The organism is Savagea faecisuis (assembly GCF_042675605.1).
Taxonomy (GTDB): domain Bacteria; phylum Bacillota; class Bacilli; order Bacillales_A; family Planococcaceae; genus Savagea; species Savagea faecisuis.
The window spans coordinates 58,242-83,840 of sequence record NZ_JBHTJF010000009.1 but is presented as its reverse complement, the minus strand read 5'-3'; the positions used below and the strand labels follow the sequence as shown (position 1 = coordinate 83,840).

Below are 25,599 nucleotides of genomic sequence, written 5' to 3'. Positions count from 1 at the left end.
GACCTATCGTACACTCCTTCAAAATTATAAGTTTAAGATTCTTTTCCACCATTTACCGTCTTCAAACAATAAATATACATAGTTTAGCGTATCATTTTCACCTTTAAAGACAACCTCCCAAAAGACGTGTTCTTCTTCATAGCCGAGTTTCGCATGGATGACTTTTTTCACTGGAAATTCTTTTTGGACTGTATCGATCGCTTGTTGGCGCGAAATCCCTTTTGACATTTGAATTGTTTTTAATTTTACAAGGGATTCGTCTAAAATGACAGCTTTTTTTTCACCTTTTTCTTTACCGTACAGGACGTACTGGACATCATTTCCGTTGTACGTTTCCATTCGTTCAACAGATGATAAATACTCTTCTTTTAAAGCGACAGATGTCGCCTTTTGCTCAGCATTAGCAAAAGGGCGAGACGCTTGAAATAAAATGAGGGCAGTTAGTGAGATGACGACAATTGTAAAAAATACGATGATAAATCGCACCCACTGCCACATTGGATTTTTCACTTTTTCCATCAGTCTTTTGCACCTCCATGCCAATCTGCTAATTGTCCTACAATCGAATCTACTGTCATTTTGCGAATCGGTAGTTGCGGTAAACTATCGATAAAGTAATGACCATATTGTTTCGTTTCCAATCTTTTATCTAATAAAATAAAGCTCGTTCGTCCTTCTGTACGACGCATGAGACGAGTAAAGCCTTGTCTAAATCGTACGAGCGCTTCTGGCAAGCCGTAATCATAAAACGGATGTCCGCCATTCTCAGTCGCTAACTGTTCACTACGCAATCGGTAGAGCGGGTCTTTCGGTGATGAAAACGGCAAACGAACGACGATGACCGCGCGTACTGATTCATCTCGTACATCCAACCCTTCCCAAAATTGATTCGTACCGAAGAGCAATGAACCTTCTGTTTGGTGAAACAACTTTAACAATTTCGCATCGCTTCCAGAAGTCACACCTTGCGCAAAAATCGGATGTTCTTCCAACAATTCACTCTCTTGAATGAGACGAGCTGTCTTCTGTAACATTTGTTGACTCGTAAACAATACGAAAACGTTCCCACCTGTCGCATACGTCGTCTGTACGATCGAATCTGCGACGAGTTCGATATAGTCTTCTTCTACGACTTCATCAATTTGTGGCATATCTTCAACGAGCCAAATCGACGCATGGTCATAGAAAGAAGTAGGTGCAGGAAATGTTTCAATCGGAACATCTTCAGGCAAACCGAGTTGTTTCGGAATAAATGATTCGTAAGAAGGTACACGCAATGTACCAGACGTCCAAATGATACCGAACGATTCACTTTTCAACGAATGAACGAACGAGCGTAAAAGTGGAGCACTCGTAATCGGCTTTTTCACGAATACGACACTACCAGGAATGCTTCTCTCGTCATATTCGATAAAGGTTTCTTCCGTCGATTGAGGGACGACTGTAAACAATTCAATCCAATCATCCATCTTTTGTTCGTATTGCGTCACCCAATCTTGCCACTCTTGCACGAACGCTCGCTCTTTTTCGACTAAGTATAAATGTTCTAACGGTTCAATTAACTGCTGAGCGGCGCGTAAAAAAACGAACATCGCTTGATGTAAAGATTGTAATGCTGAACGGTCCATCGTATCCATATTTAAATGAATCGTATGTTTCGTCGTCGTAGCACCGTTGTTCGATTTCACTTGTTGAATGAGTGTCCGTATAAATAAGTCGAATTGATCGACTAATTGTTCATACGCTCTTATTAATTGACGTTTTTTAGACTTATACGGTTGCTGTTTGCGTTTAAATAATGTCGTTAATCGCGTGAGCAAATCGTATTCCCCTTCGCTCATTAACTGACCGATGACATATTTCCACCGTGTATAGCGAAATACCGTTTCTACGTTTCTCATCGCAATATTCGACATCTGATGCGCTTCATCGATGATGAGTCCACACGCTTCATGAATGAAAGAATAGGAGTGATTCGCGAGAAGTAATGAATGATTCGTCACGACTAATTGAGCATCTTGTGCTTTTTCAACCGCACGATGATGAAAATCGTACTGTCTCTCTTCTGCCGACAATTCATACGTCCGTTTACGTATGCGATCTAACAACAATTGACCGCCACCTGAAACGTTAACTTCCGATAAATCTCCCGTCTCTGTCTCTGTCAGCCAAACAACGAGTTGTAAAATCGTTAATGTCTCGTCATAGGAATGATTCGTCACCGTCAACACTTGTAAAAACTTCGACAATGAAATGTACTGTTCTCGCCCTTTTAAGACAGCGACACGAACTGGTACTTTAAACAATCGATCAAGTTTTTTTATTTCTTTTTCAACAAGCGCATCGACGAGTTCATTCGTATACGTACTAATGACGACGGGACGTTTCATCTCTTCAGCATAAAACACGCTCGGGATTAAATAACCTAGCGTTTTGCCGACACCGTTCGGAATTTCCATCGCAACTTCTTGCCTTTGTTGTAGAGCGTGATAAACAGACGTCATATAGTTTAATTGAACAGGACGCCGCTCATAAGAAGCGTTAATTTTTTGCAGTAAATCATATTGGGCAGCATCATCTAGTGGAAACGATTTTGTCTCCGTCACCTGTAAATCTTGTTTCGGCTCTTTTAATGCTAATCCTTTATATAGAAAAACTGACGATTTTGGACGGTCTTCTTTTAAACATTCATAGAGTAAAGTAGAAACATTCGATTTTAAAATGAATGAATGTTTATGTAAATATTGTAACGTTTGTTTCGGTAACGCACTCATTTTCTTCAATATTTTCACTAACAATTGGGCAGTTGCCGTCGCATCATCATCCGCTCGGTGTGCATTACCTAAATAAATGCCAAGTTCCTCTGTCAATTCTAATAAACGGTAACTCGATGCACTTGGATACATAATTTTCGCCAATTCTACTGTATCGAGCACTTCCCCACGCCAACGCTGTAAACCGCATCGTTCAAACTCTTGTTGTAAAAATGAAAGATCAAAGGACGCATTGTGCGCAACGAATACCGTTCCTCGTAATCGCTCATAGACGTCTTTCGCATAATGTTCAAACGGTTCATATGCTGCTACAAGTTCATTTTGAATATTTGTCAATTGAGCGATAAATGCGGGAATTGGTTGCTCGGGATTGACAAATTGATTGTACGTATCGAGTATTTTGCCATCTTGTACACGCACAATCGCGATTTGTATAATTCGATCGCCACGCTTCGCCGAATGACCTGTTGTTTCTAAGTCGACTACGGCGTAAATTGGCTTCGTCATAATGATCAACGTCCTTTTCAGTCACTAACTCCGGATCTGTGAACGGATATGAGTTCACTTCTTCTTTTCGACTTTTTAAACAGTCGAACTCCATGCAAATTGTATCATATTTTCATAGGTACGGGAAAATTATTACTTCACTCCTCAATTTCAACAAAAAAGTAGACAGCACGTACACTGTCTACTTTGATATTAATAGTCTTCTACTGTCGCATGAGCGCGTTCTTCAATATTTTGAATGATGCGATTGCACTCATCGACGAGGCAGACGACGGGTTCATAATTACGAGCTACTTCATCTTTCATCATCATATAGCTCATAATGATGACGATATCCCCTGGCTGTACGAGACGCGCCGCTGCACCGTTCACACAGATGACCCCGCTGCCACGTTCCCCTTCGATAATGTACGTTTCAAAACGCTCTCCATTGTTATTGTTCACGATTTGAACACGCTCATTCGGCAACATGTTCGCAGCATCTAATAAGTCACGGTCAATTGTAATACTTCCGACGTAATTTAAATTCGCTTCTGTCACCGTCGCACGGTGAATTTTACTATTAAGCATATTGCGGTACATTATTGATTCCCTCCTACGATGACATTGTCAATTAAACGGGTTTTTGAAAACTGTACCGCACATGCGATAATCATCTCTTCGTCTAGTTTAGGTTCTGTTAAGCTCGGATAGTGTAAAATGTTGACGTAATCGACGGTACCACCCGTCTCTTTCGCAAGTGCTTCTTCCATATAATTTTGCACTTCTTCCAAACGTGTACCGCGAGCTAAACGTGCGCGCCCTTCCCGCAACACTTCATAAATTTTTGGCGCTTTTTTTCGTTCTTCTTCTGTCAAATTGACATTGCGTGAACTTTTCGCAAGACCATCTTCCTCGCGTACGATCGGTACTCGACGAATCGCTACATCGATATTGAAATCATGCACGAACGTTTCGATAATCGCGACTTGCTGAGCATCTTTCAATCCGAAATATGCATAGTCCGGCTGGACAATATTAAACAATTTTAAAATGACTTTCAGTACACCGTCGAAATGAGTCGGACGAGATGCTCCGCACATTTGTTGCGCAATCGCTCCTGGAATAATTTGAATCGTCTGTTCTGTCGGATACATTTCTTCCACAGTCGGCGCAAAAATATAATCGACTTTACGCTCTTTCGCCAATGCGACATCTCGGTCTAAATCTCTCGGGTACTCATCAAAATCCTCATTCGGCCCAAACTGTGCTGGATTGACGAAAATGCTCATGATGACGACATCTGCTTCTCGTTTCGCTTGATCGACGAGCGCTAAATGTCCTTCATGCAAATACCCCATCGTTGGGACGTAGCCAATCGTCTTCCCTGCGTCTCGCATTTGATTCATTACGCGACGCACTCCTTGAATCGTATGAATGACGACCGTCATGACAAAACACCTCCGTATAGTTGTTGTAGTTCGTCCTCTTCCATTGTAAAATGATGCGCTTCTGTTGGAAATGCTTGTTGACGCACGTCTGCGACATATTGTTTCATCGCCTGCTCAACTTGCGTGCCGACATCTCCGTACACTTTCACAAATTTCGGTAAACGATGGAGTCCGAATTGAACGATGTCGTGAATGACGAGCACTTGGCCGTCCGTATCTTTCCCCGCTCCGATACCGATGACCGGAATCGATACAGCTTCACTCACTTCCTTCGCTAACTGATGCGGAATGAGCTCCAAAACGAGCATGCATGCCCCTGCGCGTTCAACTGCTTGAGCGTCTTCAATGAGTTGACGCGCTTGACTCGCTGTCTTCCCTTGGACACGATATCCGCCTTGTACCGCTGCCGATTGAGGTAATAAGCCGAGATGTGCGACAATCGGAATACCTGCCGTTGTAAGCCGTTCAATCGAATCGATTACTTCGCCCGCTCCTTCAACTTTCAACGCATCAGCATTCGTTTCTTGATACATGCGAATCGCTGTTTTCATCGTTTCTTCTTGAGAAATATGGTACGAACCGAATGGCATATCGACGACGACAAATGTGTCGCGCGCTCCACGGCGCACCGCTTTCGCATGATGAATCATTTCATCCACTGTGACAGATGCAGTCGATTCATATCCGAGTGCGACCATCCCGACCGAATCACCGACGAGTAATAAGTCGACGTCTGCACGTTCTGCAAATTGCGCTGTCGGATAATCATATGCCGTCAACATGACAATTTTTTCTCCACTTTCTTTCATTTTTCGAAATTTTGTAAGCCCTTTCATTTTTACCCTCTCCTTCACATTGTGGAAGAGTCGAACGATATAAAAACCTTCTACTTTTTCTAAAAAAAGACAGAAGGATTACGTATATACGTTCATTCTTCCGTCCCTGTCACTTGCATGATCAAGGCAGATTTTTTATTTTTATTTTGTTGCTAACCGTGATAGTGTAATTCTCCAAAAGATATTACCTATCGCCCTCACTATAGCAAAATTTTATTGAAAAGTCACCATTTTTTCCAATAAAAAATGACAAGCTTTTTAACTTGTCATTTCACACGATTTATTTTGTAAATAATGATTTTAACTTACTAAAAAATCCTGGTGACTCTTCTTCAATATTCATTAAAGGAACGGATTCCCCTAAAATACGACGGGCGATGTTACGGTAACCGATCGACGCACGACTTGACGGATCTAATACGATCGGCTCTCCTTTGTTCGAAGAAGCGATAACAGATTCATCATCGACGACAATCCCTAAAAGATCAATCGATAAATGCGTCGTAATTTCATTGACGTCTAACGCCTCACCGCGCGCCATTAAATTACGCTTAATGCGGTTTATAACGAGCATAGGATGTGGAATATCTTCCTGTTCCAACATACCGATAATTCGGTCGGCATCACGCACGGCCGAAATTTCTGGTACCGTAACGACAATCGCACGGTCCGCACCCGCTACTGCGTTTTGATACCCTTGTTCAATTCCAGCAGGACTATCAATTAAAACGTAATCAAACTCTTCTTTTAACTGTTGAATAAGCGCTCCAACTTGTTCTGGAGAAACGGCTAATTTATCACGTGTCTGCGCAGCCGGCAATAAATAAAGTCCATCTTCGAAACGCTTATCCTTTACGAGCGCTTGATGTAATTTACAACGTCCTTCAATTACGTCAACTAAGTCATAAATAATTCGATTTTCGAGCCCGAGTACAACGTCTAAATTGCGCAAGCCGATATCTGTATCGACGAGACAAACCCGTTGATCATTTAAAGCGAGCGCTGTGCCAATATTTGCGGAAGCTGTCGTTTTACCGACGCCTCCTTTTCCTGATGTAATGACAATCGCTTCTCCCATCATTGAAAACCTCCTATTCGTGTCATCAAATCTGGACGAGCTAGTCGCAAATCTTTCAACTCACTCATCGTCATTTGTCCATTATCTAATAAGTGGACGCACTCCATTCGATTCGTATGAAGCAATAGTGGTGAATCTTCATTGACAAGCTCTGTCACATCCGCAATCATTAAATGAGTCGGTTCCATATGAGATGCAACAATGACAGATTTATAATCCCCTGCCGCTCCCGCATGTGCCGCTCCTTTTAATTGACCGAGTATAAATATGTTACCTTTTGCAACGACTTTACCGTTCGGATTAATATCTCCAATGATGACGATATCACCTTCTGCCTGCAAAACCTGCCCTGAACGAACGATACCGATATATTGTTCCGTCTTCAACTTTTCAACTTCTCGACGACAAAGCTCTTTCGTCACGACAAAGCTGTCATATTCACGCACAGTGAAGTAAACACTTTGTTGAAATAACGTCTCAATTTGTTTGATCATTTCTTCAGAACAGTAACGATAGCCTAAATGAACGTCCACTTCAATTTTTTCTGTGACACGTTCATCCGCCAAAAAGCGTTCTAAACTGCTCAATAATTGTTCAAATGTACAAGTATCATCCAAATGAATGACAAACCCATCTCTCGTACCTTTCATCGTGACATGTTTTGTGGGCATACGATAACCTCCGTCTTACATCGCTGGTTCAAGCGCTTGCTTTCTTTTCACAATAAACCAACGGATAATATAACCAAACAATACGATAAATAAAAAATTCCCAATCGTCGTCGGAATGAGACGGCTATGTAAAAACTGTTCAAAACTCATTCCTGTAAAACCGATCGCTGCTGCAAACAAAAAGGATAATAGTTCCAACATGACTAATAATACAATCGCTAAAAATAATACAAAAACGATATATTTATGGACATGTTTAATGACAACAGCGGCTAAGTATGCAATGAACGGATAAATGAACGTATATATTCCAATCATATCAATATGATACATATCATACAACAATCCGAAAATGACACCGTAAATAATCGCTGTTTTTTTAGAATCGTAGACAGCTAATAAAATGAGAAACACTGCAAAAAAATGTGGAACGAGTATGTAGCGCTCCCCGTTAATTTGCAACGGCGAAAACAAGCTAAAAGTCGGCTCGATAAAAAAGAGGGAAGCAGCAATTACTGGAACGAGTATACGAAATATCATTCTTTAGCTGCCTCCTCTTCGTCGACACCACTCATCACTGTATCAACAGCACGCTTCGTAATGACGACATGATCGAGCATTTTAAAGTTTGCGGCCGGTTCGATATAAGCGAGCTTCGTCAAACCATAATCATCTGTAGACACTTCTTTCACTTCTCCGATGAGCAAACCTTTCGGGAAAATGCCTCCTAAACCAGAGGAGATGATTTTTTGCCCTTCTTTCACTTCCAAGCTTGAGTCGATACGTTTCATGACGAGTTGTTCACGCGCTTTATCGTACCCTTCAATCAAGCCGAAAGTTTCTTCACCTGCTACCATTGCCGATACGCGGAACAATTGGTTTTCAGTAGAAATGAGTTCAATTGTCGCTGTTAAAGGAGTCGTTAAAATGACTTTACCGATCAATCCTTGAGACGTGATGACCGCCATATTTTTCATGACGCCATCCGACTCTCCTTTGTCGATGACGATTCGCTCTTCCCATTGATCGGGATTTCGCGAAATGACTGTCGCATAAATCGGTTCGTATGCGCTTAAATTAGAAGCTTCGTTAACGAGCTTACGAAGCCGTTCATTTTCACTCTCAAGCTCGATTAACTTCGCTTCATTCATCGCATAATGTTCCAAACGTGTTTTCAATTGCTTATTTTCATCGAATGTCGCAATAAGTCCCTCAATGTCGGCCAGTTTGCTAGTAAAAAAATGAGCCGGCTTCGAAAAGACAGATTGTCCGAAGCCGACGACATCTTTCACTACTTGTTCTGCCAAGTTTGCTTGCTGGCGCCCTTTTAACGTTACTGCTAAAAGTGCAACGAGGGTGATGACGACTATAAACAAAACGATGAGACGTTTATCTGCTAAAAATCGTCGCATCCCTTTCGTCTCCTTTCAACCGTTAACGAGTTTGCATTTTTTTAATGAGCTCAAAGTTATCGAGCGCTTTACCTGTTCCAATCGCGACACAATCAAGTGGCTCTTCTGCGATAAAGACCGGCATATTCGTTTCATCTGAAATGACACGATCTAAGTTTTTAAGCAATGCGCCACCGCCTGTGAGGACGATTCCGCGCTCCATAACGTCTGCTGCTAATTCAGGTGGTGTCGCTTCAAGCGTCTTTTTCACACCTTCGATAATTTGAGCGATCGCTTCTTTCAATGCGCTCGTAATTTCAGTCGAATTCACTTCTAACGTTTTCGGTAAACCTGTCAATAAGTCACGTCCTCGAATATCCATCGTTTCTTGAACGTCTAACTCTTTCGCAGAGCCTATTTCTACTTTAATTGCTTCCGCTGTACGCTCGCCGATTGTTAAATTGTAATGTTTGCGGATATACGCGATAATCGCGTGATCCATCACATCACCACCGACACGAATTGAGTCACTCGTTACGATACCGCCTAATGAGATAACTGCAACCTCTGTCGTTCCTCCACCGATATCGACGACCATACTACCCGTCGGCTCCCATACTGGTAAGCTCGCACCGATCGCTGCTGCGAACGGTTCTTCAATCGTAAACGCATCTTTCGCTCCAGCTTGACGTGCTGCATCGATTACTGCACGTTGTTCTACCGATGTAATCCCGAACGGTACACAGATCATAACATTCGGCTTTTTCCATGCGCCTCCTGCTACTTTTGCCGCTTCTGTCATATAATGTTCTAACATCGCTTTTGTAATTTCAAAATCTGCAATAACGCCATCTTTCATCGGGCGTGTTGCGACGATTGAACCTGGTGTACGACCGATCATATTACGCGCTGCGCTACCTACCGCTACAATTTCATTCGTATTTAAGTTTTTCGCTACTACTGAAGGTTCGCGTAAAACAATCCCTTTTCCTTTAATAAAAACTAGTGTATTTGCTGTGCCGAGGTCAATCCCGACGTCTTTTCCTCCGAATCCAAACAAATGAGTTCTTCCTTTCTCCTACGAGTACGTTCACTCTTCATCAATTGCTACATGAAACATTATATAGGAAAGATGAATAAATTTACAGTGTCACATATACCCTTTCTCTTTTAAACTTACAAAATTAAAATTTCCAATAATGATATGGTCAATGACATCGATTCCGATGATGCGACCAGCTTCGACGAGCCTCTTCGTCACTTCGATATCTTCCGGACTCGGATCAGGTATGCCAGAAGGGTGATTATGCATGACGATGATGGACGCTGCCGCTCGTTTAACCGCTTCTTTAAACAACTCACGCGGGTGCACGATGGAAGAATTTAATCCACCGATAAAAATCGTCTGTTTATGCAATACTTCGTTTTTCACATTGAGAAACAATGCGACAAAATGCTCCTGCTCTAAACCTGATAACTCTGTCATCATATACGAAGCTGCATCTTTTGGCGAGCGAATCGTATAGCGTTCTTCTCCCTGCTTACTTAAAACACGCCTTCCGAGTTCGATCGCTGCTAAAATTTGTACGGCTTTCGCTTCTCCGATTCCCTTTACACTCATCAACTCTTCAATCGTCACGTGACGCAACTGTTGAATCGTTCCGAACTGTTTCAACAGTTCATTCGATAAATGAAAAACGGACTGTTCTTTCGTCCCCGTACGCAATAATATCGCGATTAACTCTTGATTCGACAAACTTGTCGCACCTTGACGGATGAGGCGTTCACGCGGTCGGTCCGCTCTGCGCAAATCACGAATCATAAACAGCTCTTTTTCATGCGTAGTCACGGACATCACCTATCGTAATGAGTTGTAGAGCTCGCAGTTCACGCACGAGTCTCGTGAGGGGTAGACCGACGACGTTATGATAATCTCCTTCGATTTTCGCCACGCATAATGCGCCGAGCGTTTGAATGCCGTAAGCACCTGCTTTGTCTAAGCTGTCTCCTGTTTCGACATAGGCGCGAATCATCGCCTCATCAAGTGCATGGAAATGAACGATCGTTCGCTCATAAAAGCAGTGCGTCTTTCCACGATGTGCTATGGCCACACCTGTTATGACATCATGCGTTCTACCGCTGAGTAAGCGCAAATAAAAAGCCGCTTCCTCCTTCGTTCTCGGCTTAGGCAATAACTTTCCTTGCAAAGAAACGACAGTATCAGCACCGATGACGACAGCATCATGATGACTCTCCGCAACGGCTTCCGCTTTGTCGCGCGCCAAACGCATCGCATAATTTTCGACGGATTCATCCGCTTGACGTCCACCTTCCTCTGTATTAGAGACGATGATTTCAAAAGGAAGTTCCAACATTCCAAAAATCTCTTTTCGTCGCGGTGACTGCGACGCAATAATCCATTTTTTATCTGTTTGTAACATGAACATTCTCCTCTCCACTTTATTATAATTCTTTCACATTTTTTTGTCGTTTATTGTTGAATTTACATTTTTAACAGAGGATATGTTCAGATTTTCTTTTTATATTTAAAATATACATATTACTATTATAATAATAGCACATTTCATGATATACTAAAGTTTCGAAAATGATTATTTTTGCGATAGAAAATAACTTTTAAAACACTGAGAGTTTATATTTAAAGTATTTTAATCAACTGTATTTTTCTTGATAATTCCTTTTATTTTAATCAATCTTTTATCATTAATATCACCAAAAAGTTATTTTCAGAAAACATTAATTAACGCGTAATGATGATTTTTTACTACATGTAGTTTTAACTGATTAGAATAATTTGTATAGCCCTTCTTAAAAACGTCTATCTCCTGCGCTTCAAATAATTTCACCCATGTAATGACTAGCAATTTCGCTGCACCTATGCTTTCCACAATGGTTTTATAGCTCTCATTTCCATTTAAATAACGCGACACCGCTGTTAATTTATCGTGTGATGTAAATTTAGACATCAAAACACCCCATAAATATTAATTTGGTGTCTAACATTTATGGGGCAGCTCAGACATATGACATACCGAAGTCATGTCTATTTAAAGTAATTTTAAATACCATTGGATTATTGCATCTCCATAAAGATAAGCTAGCCATGAACCTAACGCAATCGCTGGACCAAATGGAATCGGAACGCTTCTTTTCTGTTTGCGTTTCGCTAAGATTACGGCACCATAAATTAAGGCGATGAGCGATGCTAAAAAAAGACTGAGTAATGTATTCCATATCCCGAGGACAAGTCCGAGAACGGCGTACAACTTAATATCTCCACCGCCCATTCCACCTTTCGAAACGATGGCAATAAGGAGGAGTAAACCGAATCCAACAACACTTCCTACGAAGGCATACCACCATGGTTCAAGCGGACTCATCCATCGCAATCCAATGAAAATAAAGAATGCCGGATACACGATTTTATTTGGAATAAGCATGTAAGCAACATCAGATACTGTAATGATCACGAGTAGTGAAGCAAAAAATAATGCGACGATGAGTTCTTTCGAGAATCCAAACATTACGTAACTATGTACAAACAATAAACCCGTAATACATTCCATAAAAGGATACATGGGAGAAATACGTATCTGACATTTCCGACAGCGCCCTTTCAATACGAGGTAAGATAAAACTGGAATGAGATCAACAGGTGTCAATCTACGTTCGCACACAGTGCAATGTGATGGAGGGGACACAATGGATTCTCCTTTAGGCACCCGTAGCCCCACAACATTATAAAAAGAACCGAAAACTGAACCAAAAAGAAAAAAGACGAGCATATAATAAGTTTCCATATTACTCGACTCCCTCCTCATAATAAAATGTGACCATTTCAAAATTCACTTGAACCGGATACGGAAGATTTTGCACTTTCTCTAATTCATCTTGTTCAGAAAATTGTACTGATTCAATTTTGATGGCACGCTCTCCACTCTCAATCAGTCGCATAAATTTCACAAGTTCATCTGTATTTTCAAATCGTGCATCTACTGTAAATGATACCATTTTTAATTGTTCGGGCAAAAGCGATATGTCAATTGTCGTTTGTTTTTCAACTTCTTCAGTTACACCCTCACCTTTCTTTTTATTTAATTTTTACATAAAGTTATACGGACATCTGTACTTGCGCAATCTTATATATATCGCTCGCTTTTAATCATTCAAAGAACTTCAGCTCATTATCACCCATTTTCAAATAAAAAATCGATGTTTTCACATCGATTGAAGTAAATAGAGAGAGCCTGTTATGATTAGTGGATTTTTTAATGGCTCATTCATTTTTTCTTTTATTTCAGAGACCGTGCAAATCGAAATCGGTATCTTCGTTTTCATTGTTGATAATTTTTCTCTTTTTAGCGCTTCTTCGTGTTCAAATTCAATGAAGGTTAAACTCGCTGCGACTTCTTCTAAAATTGTGACAACGGATTGTACGTCTTTGCGCGCGAGTATACCGAATGCGATATCTACTTTTACCTCTTCTCCAAATTGCTCCTGAATCGTTCGAACGAGCGCTTTTGCAGCAGCTGGATTGTGTGCACCGTCCAACCATACATATTCGCGCACTTGTTCAAAGCGATAGGCGTACGTTGCGGTTTCGATCGCTCGGGATACTTTTTCTTGCTCTAGCGGAATTTGTAACAGTTCAAGTCCCGCGATGGCGAGTGCCGCATTGTACACTTGATGCGTTCCTTGTAATAGACGCGCCCCCCATTTGTAATGCCCTTTACCGCGATACGATTCGCCGTACGCTTTAAATTCACGGTTGTATATACGAATCGGTGCTTTTTGTTGTTCAGCTATGCGGTATAAAACGTCCACCGCTTCTTCTGGCATTTTTCCAACGACGACCCGTACGCCTTTTTTAATAATACCACCTTTTTCCGCTGCGATTTCTTCAATTGTATCGCCTAACAGAGCAGTATGATCGAGTGCGATCGATGTGATGACGGATAAAATTGGCATCACGATATTTGTACTATCTTTCCTTCCGCCGAGCCCTGTCTCTAATAACACGTAATCGACGTTCCAACGCTCAAATTGTAAAAAAGCGAGCACGGTGAGTAATTCGAAATCCGTTAATTTTTCGATTCCTTCTATCGTTTTCACACGTTCAAATAGCGCATCCATTTCTCGCTCTGTGATGAGTACACCGTCATGACGAATTTGGTCGTGTACGTCGATGACAGATGGAGAAGTAAACACCCCTGTCGTATAGCCGTGGTTCGTTAAAAGTGATTGTAAAAAAGCGATCGTCGAGCCTTTTCCATTCGTTCCCGCTACATGAATGATGCGCAATGTGCGCTCTGGGTGTCCGAGTTTCTCTAAAATATCAGTGATGCGCTCTAGCCCAAGGTCGATTACATCTTGACTTAGAACACCATGTTTCTTTTTATATTCATCAAATCGTGGAATCATCTTTTCTCCTCCGTATGCTAAAATGTAATGAGCTCATTATACCAAAGGAGGCAGATCGATGACGACTGCTTGGATTATTTATAACGGAAGTTTAGCAGGAGATAAATTTCGCGATCAAGCGGAGTTATTACAAGAAGCTGCGATGCATAAAGGAGTAGAAGCTCGCATCGTCGCCAATGATGAGTTGTTCATTGACGCGACAAATTCCTGTCCATCTCAACCAGACTTTGCTGTTTTACTCGATAAAGATGTTTTACTCGGTCGCTTTTTGCGCACGCTTCACATTCCCGTTTATAACGACCCGGAAGTGATTGAGCGATGCGATAATAAAGCGCATCAATATATTGCGCTCGCACAGGCGAACATTCCGATGCCACAGACAATCGTTGCACCGAAAACGTATCCGAACGCACCGCTTCAAAATGAACGATACCTCGACCACATTATCGAAACGATTGGTTTCCCGATGATTGTGAAAGAAGGGAGAGGTTCGTTCGGCATGCACGTCTATCTCATCCAAACGCGCGATGAATTGCTTAATAAAGTCGCAACGCTTGGCGGAGTCGACTTTATTTTCCAAAAATATGTGGCGTCTAGCCACGGGCGTGACATCCGTGTAAATATTATCGGTGACGACATTGTCGCTGCGATGCAAAGAACGTCAGATTGTGATTTTCGAGCGAACATTACGAACGGTGGCACCGCTTCTACTGTCGTCCTCACTGACGCACAGAAAAATATCGCGCTTCGTGCCGCTCAAGCAGTCGGCGCGACATTTGCAGGAGTCGATTTACTGTTCGATGAAAATGAACAGCCTCTCGTTTGTGAAGTGAATGCAGCGGCTCACATTCGCAACATTTACAATGTCACAGGAATTAACGTCGCGGATGCGATGATTGACTACATTTTGGAGGACTTAAAATGATTCCTTTCGCTCTTTTTTATACGGAACAAGACGCTAAGCGAAACGCAAGCTTTATCGAAGCATTGCTTGAAGCGGGAAAACGCGTACAATTAGACGGTACGCTAGTTACTGATGAACAAAAATTACATCCGTACGACTACATTTTTAACCGCACACGTATTCATCACGAGGCATTGAAAACATTAGACGCGACATTTTTTAACCCGCTCCGCGTAAATGTACTCGCCAACGATAAAGAAAAGACGATTCAATTTGCGCAAATGCTCGGCATTCCAACGATTCCGACGACACGTTTTACACAGCCTCTCCCTCCTTTTCCGATCGTATTAAAAACACGAGACGGACATGGTGGCGAAGAAGTGTACTTATGTTATGACGAGCGAGATGTGGCAATCGTCACTGAGCGACATGATCCCCATACTTTACTCGTTCAACCGTATGTGGAAAGCGATGCGACTGATGTGCGCATTTGGATGGTCGGGAAACATATACTCGGCGCCGTAAAACGACAAGGGAAAGAAAACTTTAAATCGAATTACACTTTAGGTGGAACGGTAACTCCGTTTGAACTGCCGTCTGTTCTCGTTGAGTATGCGACACGCATTCAACGAGCATTACATTCGGATTATATCGGAATCGATTTTTTAATCGGTCGAGACGGCCACTTTTATTTAAATGAAATCGAAGACCCTGTCGGAGCACGCTCTTTATACGAAACGACTGAAATCGATGTGGCCTCTTGCATTATGCAGCATATCGCAAAACGTATTCATCATTAAAAAAGCTCGCTGTCCAATTGGATAGCGAGCTTTCGTTTACATTTCTTTTAATTCTGCGATTTGACGACGTACCGCTTCTAATTTCGCTTGGTAGTCGACTTGTTTTTGACGTTCTTCTTCTACGACTGCTTCTGGTGCTTTAGAAACGAAACGTTCGTTAGATAATTTGCCTTCGACACGTTTCACTTCTCCGATCCATTTTTTCTCTTCTTTCGCAAGTCGTTCTAATTCTTCTTCAATATTAATTAAACCTTCAAGTGGAAGGAAAATTTCCGCTCCTGTTACGACAGCGCTCATCGCTTTGCCTGGTGCTTGTACACTGACACCGACTGTTAACTCAGAAGGATTACAGAATTTTTCGATATACGCTTTATTTTCTTCTAACGTTTGCGCAACCGCTCCTGTTTTCGCTGCGATATACATCGGAATTTCTTTACTCATCGGCGTGTTCACTTCCGCACGAATATTACGAACTGCGTGAATGATATCCGTAAGCAATTGCATTTCTTTCGCACGCTCTCGGTTCATTAAATCTTCATTCACTGTCGGCCATGCTGCTACAGTAATCGACTCGCCTTCATGCGGTAAGTTTTGCCAAATCTCTTCTGTAATGAATGGCATTAGTGGGTGTAATAGACGAAGTGTTTGGTCAAAGACGTATGCGAGTACCGAACGTGTCATACGTTTCGCTTCTTCATCTTCTCCGTACAATGGCAATTTCGCCATTTCGATATACCAGTCACATAAGTCATCCCAAATGAAGTTATACAACGCACGACCGACTTCACCGAACTCGTATTTGTCCGATAAATTCGTCACCGTTTCAATCGTTTCATTGAGACGTGTTAAAATCCAATCGTCCGCGACAGAACGTTTACCGTCTAAGTTGATCTCTTCGTACGTTAAACCGTCCATATTCATGAGCGCAAAACGAGAAGCGTTCCAAATTTTGTTTGCGAAGTTCCAAATCGATTCGACTTTTTCTGTTGAGTAACGCAAGTCTTGTCCTGGCGAAGAACCTGTCGCTAAGAAGTAACGCAATGCGTCCGCTCCGTACTGTTCGATGACATCCATCGGGTCAACACCATTACCGAGTGATTTACTCATCTTTTGGCCGTCTTCTGCACGAACGAGTCCGTGAATGAGCACATCTTTAAACGGACGCTCTCCTGTAAATTCAAGCCCTTGGAAAATCATGCGTGATACCCAGAAGAAAATAATGTCGTATCCTGTTACGAGCGTATCGTTCGGGTAGTAACGTTTGAACATATCGCTCTCCGTATTCGGCCAATCCATCGTTGAAAACGGCCAAAGTGCGCTTGAGAACCATGTGTCGAGTACGTCTTCATCTTGCGTCCAGTTTTCAACATCTTCCGGCGCTTCCATCCCGACGTACACTTCTCCTGTTTCTTTATGATACCAAGCTGGAATGCGGTGTCCCCACCATAATTGACGTGAAATACACCAATCATGAATGTTTTCCATCCAGTTTAAATATGTTTTTTCAAAGCGTTCTGGAACGAAATTCACTTTATCTTCCGATTGTTGCACGCGAATCGACTCTTCTGCGAGTGGCTGCATTTTAACGAACCATTGTGTCGAAAGATAAGGCTCTACAACTGCTCCGCTACGCTCAGAGTGACCGACTGAATGCAAGTGATCTTCGATTTCGAATAAAACGTCCATCTCTTGAAGGTCTTTTACAATTTGTTTACGACATTCGAAACGGTCCATTCCTTCATATTTTCCTGCATTTGCGTTCATCGTACCGTCTTCATTCATGACGAGAACACGTGGTAAGTCGTGACGGTTTCCGATTTCAAAGTCATTCGGGTCATGCGCTGGTGTAATTTTTACTGCACCGCTTCCGAATTCCATATCGACGTAATCGTCCGCTACGATTGGAATTTCACGGCCGACGATTGGAAGTTTTACCATTTTGCCGATTAAATGTTTGTAACGTTCATCTTCTGGATGTACCGCAACTGCTGTATCGCCTAGCATCGTTTCTGGACGTGTCGTTGCAATTTCGATTGATCCAGAACCATCTGCAAGTGGATAACGCATATGGTAAAATGCTCCGTTAACGTCTTTATGAATAACTTCAATGTCAGATAATGCTGTTTTCGTTTGTGGGTCCCAGTTAATGATATATTCACCGCGGTAAATTAACCCTTTTTCGTACATGTTCACGAAGACGTGACGCACCGCTTCTGACAATCCTTCATCCAATGTAAAACGTTCTTTCGAGTAGTCGAGCGCGAGGCCTAATTTTGCCCATTGGTCGCGAATGTGGCCTGCATATTCTTCTTTCCACTCCCACGTTTTTTCTAAAAACTTCTCGCGTCCAAGATCGTAACGTGAAATTCCTTGTTCACGCAATTGCCCTTCCACACGTGCTTGAGTAGCGATTCCTGCGTGGTCCATTCCTGGAAGCCAAAGCGCATCGTATCCTTGCATGCGTTTCATACGAATTAAAATGTCTTGCAATGTCGTATCCCAAGCGTGTCCTAAATGTAATTTCCCTGTTACGTTCGGCGGTGGGATAACGATCGAGTACGGTTCTTTCTCACTCGTTGGATCTGCTTCAAAAAACTTTCCTTCTAGCCACCAGTCATAGCGGCCTTGTTCAACCGACTGCGGGTCATATTTTGTCGGCATTTCGATTTCTTTTACCATTTCTTTTCCTCCTTTGGAACAAAAAAACCCCTTCGTCACAAAAGGACGAAGGAGTTCGCGGTTCCACCTTTAATTCTGAATGCATTGCTACATTCAGCTCTCAACATGTAACGGCATGTGTAACCGGCGTTTACTACTTCTTTTCATAAACGCTGCTCCGAGGCGACATTCGCGGTTCATCGTTAGGAATTTTCACCGAGCATTCCCTCTCTAAAAACGACTAACTCACTACTCTTCCTCATCTACGCATCATTGCTCATATTCTTCTCATATTGTAACGGATATCGTTCATTTTATCAAGCGTGCAAACGTTTCAAAGCATTGGCGACTCGGTCCGTTAACACTTGTGTCGCTTTCGGTAAAACTGGTTTTAATACCGGGTTTAAAACAGCGGATGCTAGTCCTTCTGCCTTCACATCTAAATGGCCTGTCATTTTCGTATGTGTAGCGTCGATCGGTTCAGCGATAAAATAACCTGTTCCTGAAAATTTATCAGATAAACCTGTTAGTTGGAACGTCACTTTTTCCGGTTCATTCCATTCTAAAATATCGATTTGCACTTCGACTGTTTTTTTAATGACGCTCACATTTCCTTTGAACGTCCATGTTGAACGCGTATCGCTAATCATTTCATGCCCGCTATAACCCGGAACGAGTTTCGCCCATTTTTCCATATCGCTGACGAAGTCCCATACTTTTTGTTGTGAAACGGGTACTTCTACTGAATGTGTTCCTGTTGCCATTGTCATCACTGCTTTCCTCAATAGTTTCATGTTTCATTATACGGTTGGACCGAACGTTTGTACAGATAATTGGGAGACATCACCTAAAAAGCGTTCACCCGTCTGGATGAACGCTGTTGCTAATTTATTTTGCTAATTTCGCAAATACCGTATGGAAGGCTTGAATTGTTTCGTCTACGAGCTCAGGTGTGTGAGCTGTTGATAAGAACATTCCTTCGAATTGTGAAGGTGGTAAATATACGCCTTCTTCCGCCATGAGACGGTAGTAGTCTGCGAACAATTGTAAATCCGATGTTTTCGCTTTGTCGTAATTTGTTACGTCTTCGTTTGTGAAGAAGTAACCAATCATCGAGCCTGCACGGTTTACAGTATGTGGAATGTTATATTTCGTCGCTGCTTCACGGAATCCTGCTTCTAATTGGTCTCCAAGTTTTGTGAAGTAGTCATACGTTTCAGGTGTTAATTGTTTTAACGTTTCAATTCCAGCACGCATCGCGAGTGGGTTTCCTGATAATGTTCCCGCTTGATACACATCTCCTGCTGGTGCGATGCGTTCCATAATGTCACGACGTCCACCGAATGCGCCGACCGGCAATCCGCCTCCGATTACTTTTCCGAGACATGTTAAGTCTGGTGTCACACCGAAATAACCTTGCGCACAATTGTACGCCACACGGAATCCTGTCATCACTTCGTCAAAGATTAAAAGTGCGCCGTATTGTTTTGTCACATCGCGTAATCCTTGTAAAAATCCTTCTTGGGGAGGAACGACTCCCATATTTCCGGCAACAGGTTCAACGATAACTGCTGCGATGTCATCTCCGTGTTTTTCAAACACTTCACGCACTGTATCTAAGTCGTTGTACGCACATGTTACTGTGTTTTTTGCGATCGACTCTGGAACACCTGGGCTATCCGGTAAACCGAGTGTAGCGACACCAGAGCCTGCTTTAATGAGCAATGAATCTCCGTGTCCGTGGTAACATCCTTCAAACTTCAAAATGATGTTACGACCTGTGTACCCACGCGCTAAACGAAGAGCACTCATCGTCGCTTCTGTACCGCTTGACGTCATACGGATCATTTCGATTGAAGGTACGCGCTCGATGACGAGCTTCGCTAATTCGTTTTCCGCTTCTGTTGATGCACCGAAGCTTGAACCTTTCATCGCTTGCTCTTGAATACCTTTAACAACTTGTTCATTCGTATGACCAACGATTAAAGGTCCCCATGATAATACGTAATCGATATACTCATTTCCGTCGATGTCTGTCATTTTAGCACCATGTCCACGATCGATGAAAATCGGGTCCATGTTTACAGATCCGAATGCACGAACGGGTGAGTTTACGCCACCTGGCATTAAATCTACTGCTTCAGCAAACGCTGCTTTTGATTTCGTATAATTTTTCGTCAATTAATTTTCCTCCAACCAGCATGCTGCGTCGATCGCGTGGTACGTCATAATTAAGTCTGCTCCCGCACGCTTCATGCTTAATAATGTTTCTAGTACGATTGCTTTTTCGTCAATCCAACCTTGTGCTGCCGCTGCTTTTACCATAGAATACTCTCCACTCACATTGTAAGCGACAACTGGTAAATTTGTCATATCTTTCACTTCACGCATTACGTCTAAATAGCTGAGCGCTGGTTTCACGATTAAGAAGTCCGCTCCTTCGTCGATATCGCTTTCTGCTTCACGCAATGCTTCACGGCGATTCGCCGGATCCATTTGGTACGTTTTGCGGTCTCCGAACTGCGGTGCAGAATCCGCTGCGTCTCGGAACGGTCCATAATATGCACTCGCATACTTCACCGCATAGCTCATGATCGGCACATTGACGAATCCCGCTTCGTCGAGTGCTTCACGAATGACTGCGACGAATCCGTCCATCATATTGCTCGGTGCAATAATGTCTGCACCTGCACGCGCTTGGCTCACCGCTGTTTTCGCAAGCAATTCGAGCGACTGGTCATTGTCGACATAGTCTCCTTCTACGACTCCACAATGTCCGTGGTCTGTATATTGACATAAGCACGTATCCGCTAAGACGACGAGGTCGGGATACAATTGTTTCGTTAATTTCGTCGCACGTTGGACGATTCCTTCGTCATTGTAAGCTTCTGTACCACATGCGTCTTTTTCACTCGGAACACCGAATAAAATGATCGATGGAACACCTGCTTCTACGACACGCTTTAATTCCGCTTCATATTGATCTAATGAAAATTGATAAATGCCTGGCATTGACGGAATTTCATTTTTAATATTTTCTCCTTCAATGACGAAAATCGGATAAATAAAATCATTTTTACTCAATGTTGTTTCACGTACCATCGCACGTAAATTTGCTGTCGTACGAAGACGACGGTTGCGTTTGAATGATGGTGTCATTCTTTCTCTTCCTTTCGTTTTCACGATTTGTTTGACGAGTTCTACTAAAGTATATACACGAGGGACGATCGGATTCAAGACATTCTCTTTTGCCAAGGCACGTTCTGTCACATGTCCGATTGCAGCTGGTTCGATTGCGTCCCAACTGACTTGCGGCGCGATATGTTCAGCAAAAATACGTACGGCTGACGGACTCGCGAACGAAACGATCGGACGATTCGTTTTTTGCAAACATTGTACTAAATCATCGAACACTGCTTCATTCGAAACGGTTTCGTACACGGTCCACTCTGTAATGCGAAACGGTAAACCTTCTCGCAATACCGAGCTCGCTAAATTCCCGCGTAAAAAGACGACATGTACTTGTTCTTCTGTTTCTGGCGCGAACTGTTTCACGAACACATCTGCACTAAAGACAGTCGGAATGAATGATACTTCAAAACCTAAACGTTCTAAAGCGGCTGCTGTCTTCGTCCCTACCGCTGCAATGCGCCCTTTAAACTGCTTGGCTTCATACTGATAACGCTCCATTTTTTCTGCGAACGATTGAACGGACGATTGACTCGTAAAAATGAGCCATGTCGCAGTTTCGCAACTTTTCATCTGTTCGATGTCATTCGGCTGATGGATTGGTTGAACACGAATAAGGGGAAAAGAATACACTTCTCCCCCATGCTGTCGGACGAGCTCTGGGGCTTCATTCGATTTTGGTGTTCCCGTAAAAATAACGGTTTGTCCACGCAATTTATTCGTTGTTTTCATTGAATTCCGCCATCACTTTCTCAATGACTTCTGTCGCTCCTTCTGAACGTAATTGTTTCGCGACCGCTTCACCGAGTGCGACCGTATCTGTATTCGAATCCGTAAATTTGAACACTTGTGCAGCATCTGGACTTGCAACGTATCCTGTCATCGTTACGCCGTCTTCTGTCGCTTCAGCGAACGCTGCAATCGGCACTTGACATGAACCGTCCATCGCTGCTAAAAATGTACGTTCTGCGTCGACTTCTTTCCACGTCTTTTCATCTGACACTTTCGCAAGTTCAGCGAGTAATTCTTCATCGTCTGCGCGACATTCAATCGCGAGCGCACCTTGACCGACCGCTGGAATATAGTTTTCCACTGGTAAATATTCCGTCACGATATCTTCTGGCCATCCCATACGCTTCATTCCAGCCGCAGCTAAAATGATCGCATCGTACTCACCGTCACGCAATTTACGTAAGCGCGTATCAATATTTCCGCGAATCCATTTAATTTCCAGGTCTGGGCGCATGAGCAATAATTGTGAACTACGGCGTAAGCTCGACGTACCGACAATAGCTCCTTTCGGTAAGTCTGCAAATTTAACGTGATCATTTGCGATATATGCGTCACGTGGATCTTCGCGCTTCGGAATACATCCGATCGTCAATCCATCTGGTAACACTGCCGGCATATCTTTCATACTATGTACCGCAAAGTCAATTTCTTTGTCGAAAAGAGCTTGTTGAATTTCTTTTACGAATAAACCTTTTCCACCGACTTTCGAAAGTTGAACGTTTAAAATTTGGTCACCTTTCGTCACGATTTCTTTCACTTCAAATTCAAAGGGAGCCCCTGCTGCCTTCATTTGATCGATGAACCAATTCGTTTGCGTTAATGCTAAGTTACTGCGGCGTGAGCCTACGATAATTTTTCTCATAATGAGCCTCCTGTATAGTTACAACCAATAATGAAAATGCGATAAACGACTCGCTAAAAAGAAATTAATAATGACGAGTAAAAAGGCGATGACATTCGCCCATGCGTAATCATTCGCACGTAATTTGTCGATTTTATGCAAATATAAAATAACACCATATACCATTAATAAAAAGAATGAACTGACGATTTTAAAATCTAAAATGGACCAATCGTTCAACATAATATTCGCCCATTGAACACCGAGTGTCAGACTGACGAACAATAGTGGAATCCCGACATAGGTTGTCACTTTCATCCCGACCATCGTCTGATTTAATGACGGGTAACGATCAAACTGTTTCGACCACTTCTTCTGCTTCAACAAACTGTAAAGCAATAAATAAAGAACGGCGAAAATTAAACCGATCGCAAAGGCGACATACGCTAAAATCGCAAAGGTAATATGGATAATTAACAATTCCGAAATGAGCGTCTCTCGAATACTCGACTCGGCGATTCGCGTCGGACCGAACGTATGAATCGTCATAAAAATAAATCCGATAATATTAATGAAGAAAATGAAAAAGCTATATTTATGGGACGCGTGTAAAATGAGCGAAATCGAAATTAAAATCCAAGCGATTAAATAAACGCTATCAAATAAAGAATAAATTGGAATTCGACTCGTCGCGAGCACAGCCCAAAATAAATTAATCGTCTGTAAAAAATAAACGATTGCTAATAAAACGAAAGCGTACCGATGAGCGAGCCGGTCACGCTTTAAATAGTCGATAAAATAAAAGACGAGGCTGACGGCGTACAAGACGACCATCAGCTCTTCTAACCGAACTAACGTCATTTCAGTCATGCGCGTTCAAACCCTTCTAAACGTGCACTCCCCTCATTACGACTGTTCTGATGATAACTCCATAGCCAGGCGTTGTCGGTTGCGTTCTGCACGTTTCTGTAATCGTTCTTTCGCTTGTTGAGCGAGAACTTCTTTTTCGCGGACAACCTCATCTGAAATGCCGAACACCTGCTCAAATAAGTCTAACTTCTCTTTCGCTTTGCGATCTGTCGCTAATTCCTTCACTTGTGAAATCGGATCTCGCAACAGTTGATTGACGATTGATTTTGTATGCTTACTTAAGATTTTTCGTTCACGATCTGTTAAATCTGGCATTTTGTTCTCGATACTTTGCATCGTATCTTGCTGAATAATTGCCGCTTTACGTCGCAATGCAGAGATGACAGGGACAACACCTAATGTCGCAACCCACTCTTGGAACGCTGCTACTTCGTGAAGAACCATCTTTCCAATTTCATCTGCTGCACGTTGACGCTCTGCTAAGTTCGCTTCTACAATACCATGTAAATCATCAATATCATACAAAAACACATTTTGTAAATCCCCAATTTTCGGGTCTAAGTCACGCGGAACCGCGATGTCAACGAGGAAAATCGGTTTTCCTTTACGCAAACGCTCAACAAACTGCATCAATTCAAAATCGATGACATAGTCTGTTGCCCCAGTTGAACTAATTAAAATATCTGCATCGAGCAATGTACATTGTAATTCCGTTAATGGTTTTGCTTCCCCATCAAATTGACTCGCAAGCTCCTCTGCCTTTGAAAACGTACGGTTTAAGACGGTAATTTTGCCAACACCGCTCCCCGCTAAGTTTTTCGCTGCCAGTTCCCCCATTTGTCCAGCACCTAAAATCGCGATATGTTTATGCTTTAATGAACCGAATATTTTTTTCGCTAATTCTACTGCTGCATACGACACACTTACTGCGTTTTCACCGATTGCTGTTTCCGCATGGGCGCGTTTCGCAAATGTGACAGCTTGCTTAAACATTTCGTTAAACATCGTGCCTGTCGTTCCGATGTCTTGCGCTTGTAAAAAGCTATCGCGCACTTGTCCTAAAATTTGCGTCTCCCCTAAAATCATCGACTCGATTCCCGATGTGACACGCATTAAATGTTCGACCGCTTTATTATCTTCACGGATAATTAAATGCTTCGACAATTCATCGATTGGCAAGTTGAACCAATCTGCGATAAAACGTTTCACATAATAACGACCAGTATGCAATTGATCGACAACTGCATAAATTTCCGTACGATTACATGTCGAAATAATGATATTTTCCAAAATACTTTTTTGCTGCTGTAATGTTTGCATCGCCTCTGGTAATTCAGATTCTGCGAACGCAAATTTTTCTCGAATTTCTACCGGCGCTGTCCGATAGTTCACACCGACTACGATTGTATGCATCGG

The 25,599-nt window shown here is 42.4% G+C and carries 25 protein-coding genes, 1 pseudogene and 1 other annotated feature; of the genes and pseudogenes, 2 read left to right on the top strand and 24 right to left on the bottom strand.

Annotated features, from left to right (window positions below; translation table 11 throughout):
- Positions 1-24: 24 nt before the first annotated feature.
- From ACFQ0V_RS02460 to ACFQ0V_RS02385, 16 genes are all read right to left on the bottom strand, one after another.
- Positions 25-519 carry a cell wall elongation regulator TseB-like domain-containing protein gene (locus tag ACFQ0V_RS02460; protein WP_381009282.1) on the bottom strand — a complete coding sequence of 165 codons (495 nt, stop codon included), beginning with the start codon at positions 517-519 and terminating at the stop codon, positions 25-27.
- Positions 519-3,281: an ATP-dependent DNA helicase DinG gene (gene dinG / locus ACFQ0V_RS02455; protein ID WP_381009280.1), complete on the bottom strand. Its 2,763-nt coding sequence runs from the start codon at positions 3,279-3,281 to the stop codon at positions 519-521. Before dinG ends, ACFQ0V_RS02460 begins: the two co-directional genes overlap by 1 nt.
- 192 nt (positions 3,282-3,473) lie before the next feature.
- Positions 3,474-3,863: an aspartate 1-decarboxylase gene (gene panD, locus ACFQ0V_RS02450; RefSeq protein ID WP_381009278.1), complete on the bottom strand. Its 390-nt coding sequence runs from the start codon at positions 3,861-3,863 to the stop codon at positions 3,474-3,476.
- Positions 3,863-4,711 carry a pantoate--beta-alanine ligase gene (panC, locus tag ACFQ0V_RS02445; RefSeq protein ID WP_381009276.1) on the bottom strand — a complete coding sequence of 283 codons (849 nt, stop codon included), beginning with the start codon at positions 4,709-4,711 and terminating at the stop codon, positions 3,863-3,865. Before panC ends, panD begins: the two co-directional genes overlap by 1 nt.
- A complete protein-coding gene (gene panB, locus ACFQ0V_RS02440) occupies positions 4,708-5,547 on the bottom strand; it encodes a 3-methyl-2-oxobutanoate hydroxymethyltransferase (RefSeq protein ID WP_381009274.1) in 840 nt (279 codons plus the stop codon). Before panB ends, panC begins: the two co-directional genes overlap by 4 nt.
- Positions 5,548-5,827: 280 nt before the next feature.
- On the bottom strand, positions 5,828-6,625 hold the full coding sequence (gene minD / locus ACFQ0V_RS02435) for a septum site-determining protein MinD (protein WP_381009272.1): 798 nt from the start codon (positions 6,623-6,625) through the stop codon (positions 5,828-5,830).
- A complete protein-coding gene (locus ACFQ0V_RS02430; protein WP_381009270.1) occupies positions 6,625-7,296 on the bottom strand; it encodes a septum site-determining protein MinC in 672 nt (223 codons plus the stop codon). Before ACFQ0V_RS02430 ends, minD begins: the two co-directional genes overlap by 1 nt.
- A 15-nt stretch (positions 7,297-7,311) precedes the next feature.
- Positions 7,312-7,836: a rod shape-determining protein MreD gene (gene mreD / locus ACFQ0V_RS02425; protein WP_381009268.1), complete on the bottom strand. Its 525-nt coding sequence runs from the start codon at positions 7,834-7,836 to the stop codon at positions 7,312-7,314.
- Positions 7,833-8,708 carry a rod shape-determining protein MreC gene (gene mreC, locus ACFQ0V_RS02420; protein WP_381009266.1) on the bottom strand — a complete coding sequence of 292 codons (876 nt, stop codon included), beginning with the start codon at positions 8,706-8,708 and terminating at the stop codon, positions 7,833-7,835. Before mreC ends, mreD begins: the two co-directional genes overlap by 4 nt.
- A 22-nt stretch (positions 8,709-8,730) precedes the next feature.
- Positions 8,731-9,747 (bottom strand): rod shape-determining protein, encoded by a 1,017-nt coding sequence (locus tag ACFQ0V_RS02415; RefSeq protein ID WP_381009264.1) that lies wholly within the window; start codon positions 9,745-9,747, stop codon positions 8,731-8,733.
- A gap of 90 nt (positions 9,748-9,837) precedes the next feature.
- Positions 9,838-10,542, bottom strand: coding sequence for a RadC family protein (radC, locus tag ACFQ0V_RS02410; protein WP_381009262.1), 705 nt, complete (start codon positions 10,540-10,542; stop codon positions 9,838-9,840).
- Positions 10,523-11,128 (bottom strand): Maf family protein, encoded by a 606-nt coding sequence (locus tag ACFQ0V_RS02405; protein ID WP_381009260.1) that lies wholly within the window; start codon positions 11,126-11,128, stop codon positions 10,523-10,525. The genes radC and ACFQ0V_RS02405 overlap by 20 nt, the downstream gene beginning before the upstream one ends.
- Before the next feature lie 306 nt (positions 11,129-11,434).
- On the bottom strand, positions 11,435-11,674 hold the full coding sequence (locus tag ACFQ0V_RS02400) for a hypothetical protein (RefSeq protein ID WP_381009258.1): 240 nt from the start codon (positions 11,672-11,674) through the stop codon (positions 11,435-11,437).
- Between the two features lie 81 nt (positions 11,675-11,755).
- A complete protein-coding gene (locus ACFQ0V_RS02395) occupies positions 11,756-12,508 on the bottom strand; it encodes a prepilin peptidase (protein ID WP_381009256.1) in 753 nt (250 codons plus the stop codon).
- A gap of 1 nt (position 12,509) precedes the next feature.
- Positions 12,510-12,737 (bottom strand): hypothetical protein, encoded by a 228-nt coding sequence (locus ACFQ0V_RS02390; RefSeq protein ID WP_381009254.1) that lies wholly within the window; start codon positions 12,735-12,737, stop codon positions 12,510-12,512.
- Positions 12,738-12,926: 189 nt separating this feature from the next.
- On the bottom strand, positions 12,927-14,129 hold the full coding sequence (locus tag ACFQ0V_RS02385; protein ID WP_381009252.1) for a bifunctional folylpolyglutamate synthase/dihydrofolate synthase: 1,203 nt from the start codon (positions 14,127-14,129) through the stop codon (positions 12,927-12,929).
- A gap of 58 nt (positions 14,130-14,187) precedes the next feature.
- Here ACFQ0V_RS02385 and ACFQ0V_RS02380 point away from each other — a divergent pair, with 58 nt between their 5' ends.
- A complete protein-coding gene (locus ACFQ0V_RS02380) occupies positions 14,188-15,054 on the top strand; it encodes an ATP-grasp domain-containing protein (RefSeq protein ID WP_381009250.1) in 867 nt (288 codons plus the stop codon).
- On the top strand, positions 15,051-15,833 hold the full coding sequence (locus ACFQ0V_RS02375) for an ATP-grasp domain-containing protein (RefSeq protein WP_381009248.1): 783 nt from the start codon (positions 15,051-15,053) through the stop codon (positions 15,831-15,833). The genes ACFQ0V_RS02380 and ACFQ0V_RS02375 overlap by 4 nt, the downstream gene beginning before the upstream one ends.
- 36 nt (positions 15,834-15,869) lie before the next feature.
- Here ACFQ0V_RS02375 and ACFQ0V_RS02370 read toward each other — a convergent pair whose 3' ends face one another.
- The 8 genes and pseudogenes from ACFQ0V_RS02370 to hemA form a co-directional block, all read right to left on the bottom strand.
- Entirely contained in the window at positions 15,870-18,512 is a 2,643-nt protein-coding gene (locus tag ACFQ0V_RS02370) for a valine--tRNA ligase (RefSeq protein WP_381009246.1), read from the bottom strand.
- Between the two features lie 38 nt (positions 18,513-18,550).
- Positions 18,551-18,766: a binding site (T-box leader), on the bottom strand.
- Positions 18,767-18,808: 42 nt separating this feature from the next.
- On the bottom strand, positions 18,809-19,261 hold the full coding sequence (locus tag ACFQ0V_RS02365; protein ID WP_381009243.1) for a CoxG family protein: 453 nt from the start codon (positions 19,259-19,261) through the stop codon (positions 18,809-18,811).
- A 118-nt stretch (positions 19,262-19,379) separates the two neighbouring features.
- Positions 19,380-20,672, bottom strand: a complete 1,293-nt coding sequence (gene hemL / locus ACFQ0V_RS02360) for a glutamate-1-semialdehyde 2,1-aminomutase (RefSeq protein WP_381009241.1) — start codon at positions 20,670-20,672, stop codon at positions 19,380-19,382.
- Positions 20,673-21,650, bottom strand: coding sequence for a porphobilinogen synthase (gene hemB / locus ACFQ0V_RS02355; protein WP_381009378.1), 978 nt, complete (start codon positions 21,648-21,650; stop codon positions 20,673-20,675).
- A gap of 45 nt (positions 21,651-21,695) precedes the next feature.
- Positions 21,696-22,412 (bottom strand): annotated as a pseudogene (locus tag ACFQ0V_RS02350) (uroporphyrinogen-III synthase); the annotation flags it as partial.
- Complete coding sequence (gene hemC / locus ACFQ0V_RS02345) at positions 22,396-23,334, bottom strand: hydroxymethylbilane synthase (RefSeq protein WP_381009239.1); 939 nt, start codon at positions 23,332-23,334, stop codon at positions 22,396-22,398. The gene hemC and the pseudogene ACFQ0V_RS02350, both read right to left, overlap by 17 nt.
- Positions 23,335-23,352: 18 nt before the next feature.
- Positions 23,353-24,183, bottom strand: coding sequence for a cytochrome c biogenesis protein CcsA (ccsA, locus tag ACFQ0V_RS02340; RefSeq protein WP_381009237.1), 831 nt, complete (start codon positions 24,181-24,183; stop codon positions 23,353-23,355).
- Positions 24,184-24,219: 36 nt separating this feature from the next.
- Positions 24,220-25,596 (bottom strand): glutamyl-tRNA reductase, encoded by a 1,377-nt coding sequence (gene hemA / locus ACFQ0V_RS02335; protein ID WP_381009235.1) that lies wholly within the window; start codon positions 25,594-25,596, stop codon positions 24,220-24,222.
- Between the last annotated feature and the right edge of the window lie 3 nt (positions 25,597-25,599).